The organism is Methanospirillum hungatei, assembly GCF_020216685.1.
Taxonomy (GTDB): domain Archaea; phylum Halobacteriota; class Methanomicrobia; order Methanomicrobiales; family Methanospirillaceae; genus Methanospirillum; species Methanospirillum hungatei_B.
Genome location: NZ_JAIWNS010000292.1, coordinates 1 through 3,059, shown reverse-complemented (window position 1 = coordinate 3,059; position 3,059 = coordinate 1). Strand labels below are relative to the sequence as shown.

At 41.1% G+C, this 3,059-nt stretch carries 5 protein-coding genes; 3 read left to right on the top strand and 2 right to left on the bottom strand.

From position 1 onward, the window contains the following. Positions 1-856 precede the first annotated feature (856 nt). Positions 857-1,546, top strand: coding sequence for a hypothetical protein (locus LDL35_RS15125; RefSeq protein WP_304024043.1), 690 nt, complete (start codon positions 857-859; stop codon positions 1,544-1,546). 249 nt (positions 1,547-1,795) lie between these two features. On the opposite strand, the gene LDL35_RS15120 is transcribed toward LDL35_RS15125, so the two are convergent. Continuing rightward, the gene (locus LDL35_RS15120; protein ID WP_304024040.1) at positions 1,796-1,957 is read right to left on the bottom strand and encodes a hypothetical protein; all 162 of its coding nucleotides are present in this window, start codon (positions 1,955-1,957) and stop codon (positions 1,796-1,798) included. 23 nt (positions 1,958-1,980) lie between these two features. On the opposite strand from LDL35_RS15120, the gene LDL35_RS15115 reads away from it, so the two are divergent. Continuing rightward, complete coding sequence (locus tag LDL35_RS15115; RefSeq protein ID WP_304024037.1) at positions 1,981-2,391, top strand: hypothetical protein; 411 nt, start codon at positions 1,981-1,983, stop codon at positions 2,389-2,391. Between the two features lie 118 nt (positions 2,392-2,509). Here LDL35_RS15115 and LDL35_RS15110 read toward each other — a convergent pair whose 3' ends face one another. Next, positions 2,510-2,662 carry a hypothetical protein gene (locus LDL35_RS15110; RefSeq protein ID WP_304024034.1) on the bottom strand — a complete coding sequence of 51 codons (153 nt, stop codon included), beginning with the start codon at positions 2,660-2,662 and terminating at the stop codon, positions 2,510-2,512. 61 nt (positions 2,663-2,723) lie between these two features. Between LDL35_RS15110 and LDL35_RS15105 the strand changes: the two genes are divergently transcribed. After that, entirely contained in the window at positions 2,724-2,987 is a 264-nt protein-coding gene (locus LDL35_RS15105; protein WP_304024031.1) for a response regulator, read from the top strand. The last annotated feature ends 72 nt before the right edge of the window (positions 2,988-3,059 follow it).

Genomic DNA, 3,059 nt, shown 5'->3' with positions numbered 1-3,059 from the left:
TTTTTTGTGCAATTCGAGTTTTTAGCAATTATTATGGTTAATCTAAAAGAGTTCATAATATTCAGGGTATCACTTGATTATTAGACAGAGCCGTGTATGGGGAAATTAATTACGATATACGAAGATAATCACCTATGGAAAAAAGGCTGATATTCAATATATTTTTGATGAGAATGGAAAGAAAACCTGCCTGATTATCCCTTTTTCTGTATGGGAATCTATGGGACGGACATATATGGATAGCATGTATCAGGAAAAACGAAAAAAAAGAATCATTGTTTGGAGTGCTGAAAGATAGTCCCATATGAGATGAGATCGATGAATACTCACACATAACCCGAAGAGCATTTGAGCGGATATGAGAGTTATCGAATCATGTGTCCTTATTGATAATATTCGATATGTACCGGTTAAAAAACTGATTTGTGATAATAATGTAGTTGGCAGTCTGGTCTATTCATGAAATATTTTCAGGATTAGTAAGCATATAGTCATATAGAAAAAATGCGAAACAAAATTTGGACCGGTATGGTACTCTCTGAAAAGCAAATCCGGAGTGATATCTCATAGTATTATGGGGTTTATCGTGAGTTCATCCCAGATCCAGATAAACTTGCAGCATCTCTCCGTGATGAATGGGAGAGGGAATGAATCAATACCAATACTACCTTTCCCATTCAACTCTTACTGGAGATGAGCAGAATTAAGTATTCCCCATGGTTCTTCCAAATATTTTGTACGGTGAAAATGATGCACATGGGGCCCAGCCGATTGATGGGTAATCATCACATTTCATTTCAGAATCTATAAATATCGAATTACTCCATATTATCGTAGTACGGGAGTGTTTTGTCATATGAAATACGGAATATTGTGTTGTGTTATCGCACTTTTCGCCTTCATTCCAATGGGGGTCGGAGCGGCACATGAAGACATGGACTGGAATGGTACCTGGCTTTCAGAGAATTTTGAACTTACAATAATCCAGGCTGAAGACGGTAATGTTACCGGTTCATACCGCCCATACAATCCGATGTCGGGCGATCCGGGAACTATTCAGGGGATCATTGAGTCGGATGGGAAAGTTTTGTCAGGGATCTGGATTGAAACCGGTACGTGCTCATTTATTCTTTCTGATGATGGACATGTGTTTAATGGGAGTTACGAATCAGAAGATGCAATAGGAAAAAAGAACTCAGCTGGATGGAATGGGACACGTCTCATCATTGAAGAAGGTACGGAATCAGATTGGACCGGAGAATGGATCTCTGATGTTGATATTTTACACCTGTCTCAAAACGGCTCTTCTGTGACCGGTACCTATGAGCCAATAATTGAAACGGTCATTGATCTTGTTGAACCTGGTATAATTGAGGGTGTACTTTCAGATGATGGAAAGGTATTCACCGGGACCTGGAAAGAAGAGGGAAGAGTAAGATTTACTCTTTCCGATGATGGTCTCTCCTTTAACGGCACCTATGGATATGGAGACACTGAAATCATTGAGGGTTCAGATCTCTATAACTGGAATGCAACACGGATTTAATAATTCGTTTTTTCTTATTTTTTACGAATAAATTAGGATTGCAAGTTATGGGGCAGAACCTTTCTCAGCCACGAACCACGTGCGTCTCATTTTTTTCTATTGATGGTTTTCTGATGGAAATTCTTTCATTTATGAGGTATGGCGAATCGAGGAAACGTATGGGGTAGGTATATTGGATTCCCGGTGTTTGAAGGTTGAAAACCACGGACAATGCACCCCGTTTAGGAATGTGTAATCTTTGGTTATTCTCTACAGAAGAGCCTCGATATCATCAATAAGATCGGATAATTCATCTTCGATATCATATCCAAAATAGGATGCATCTTTCTTTGCAGCTGCAAGTCGCTCTTCAATATTCAAGACCTCTATTATTGCAGGACATGACTTAAGAATTCTAAGCAATTCTTTCATCGCAACACTGAGTGAATCTAATTTTGATTCTTCATGAGCCCCATATTCGGCACATAGTTTCACAAACTATCATCACACTCCTGAATCAGCGGGGGATTTACGTCACTGACACATTAAAACGGAGATCTGGTCGTCGCGATGGGCTCGATTATGAGTTTGACATCATTGCGATAAATGGTTCCGAGATCGTGATCGTTGAAGTCAAGACCACTCTTCGCCCAGAAGATGTCCGGAATTTTCTGAAGAAATTACAGCATGCAAAGGAATGGATGCCGGAATATAAGGATAAAACGGTCTATGGTGCGGTTGCGTTCATCTCTGAAGATGCCGGGACTGCTACCATGGCTGAAAAGAAAGGTCTGTTTGTGATTCGTGTGAGCGGTGACAGTGCCAGTATCATCAATATGGATAATTTTATCCCGAAAGCCTGGTAAATCGACGGTTTATAATCAATCTGACAAAATAGCATCATTGAAAGGGGGAACGGATCCTTCTCTTGGAACCCCGATCCGTAAAAATCAACAGGCTGAGATCCAAAAGATATATTATCTTTTAAGAAGGAACAATACCATACTCTACCGGAACACGAACAACCGGTACAGCCAAGGCAAACTCCCAGATGAATACCAGAGTCAGTTCCCCGGATTTTGGAATCTTATCATAATCCGGCGACCTGAGGGCATCAGGACAACCAGTAGTGCACACCGATGATCCCGACGACCGATAACAATAAGAGCCACCCGATACCAAAGGACGTGAGCAGATCATGAAGGAACCATTTCAGGTACTCTATGTAGATGATGAAGAGTTCCTTCTTGACCTGGCACGACTCTTTCTTGAACGTTCGGGTGACATGGTGGTATCAGTCACCACATCCCCTCACGAAGTACTTGATCATATGGAATCCGGCCGGTATGATGCCATCATCTCCGACTATGAGATGCCGGTCATGAACGGGATTGAGCTCCTCAAGGCTGTGAGGGAGCGGGATACAACCTTCCCTTTTATTCTCTATGAGTTACGCGGTTAAGTTAACCGAAAGATCTTTATATATTTAAAGCTTACTATTTTTATTAGGTTGGTGACAGTAAGTGCAGCCCCA

Bases quoted from the DNA above. Each gene is read 5' to 3' on its own strand.
- LDL35_RS15105 (WP_304024031.1), top strand. From the start codon at position 2,724: ATGAAGGAACCATTTCAGGTACTCTATGTAGATGATGAAGAGTTCCTT.
- LDL35_RS15120 (WP_304024040.1), bottom strand. From the start codon at position 1,957: ATGAAAGAATTGCTTAGAATTCTTAAGTCATGTCCTGCAATAATAGAG.
- LDL35_RS15125 (WP_304024043.1), top strand. From the start codon at position 857: ATGAAATACGGAATATTGTGTTGTGTTATCGCACTTTTCGCCTTCATT.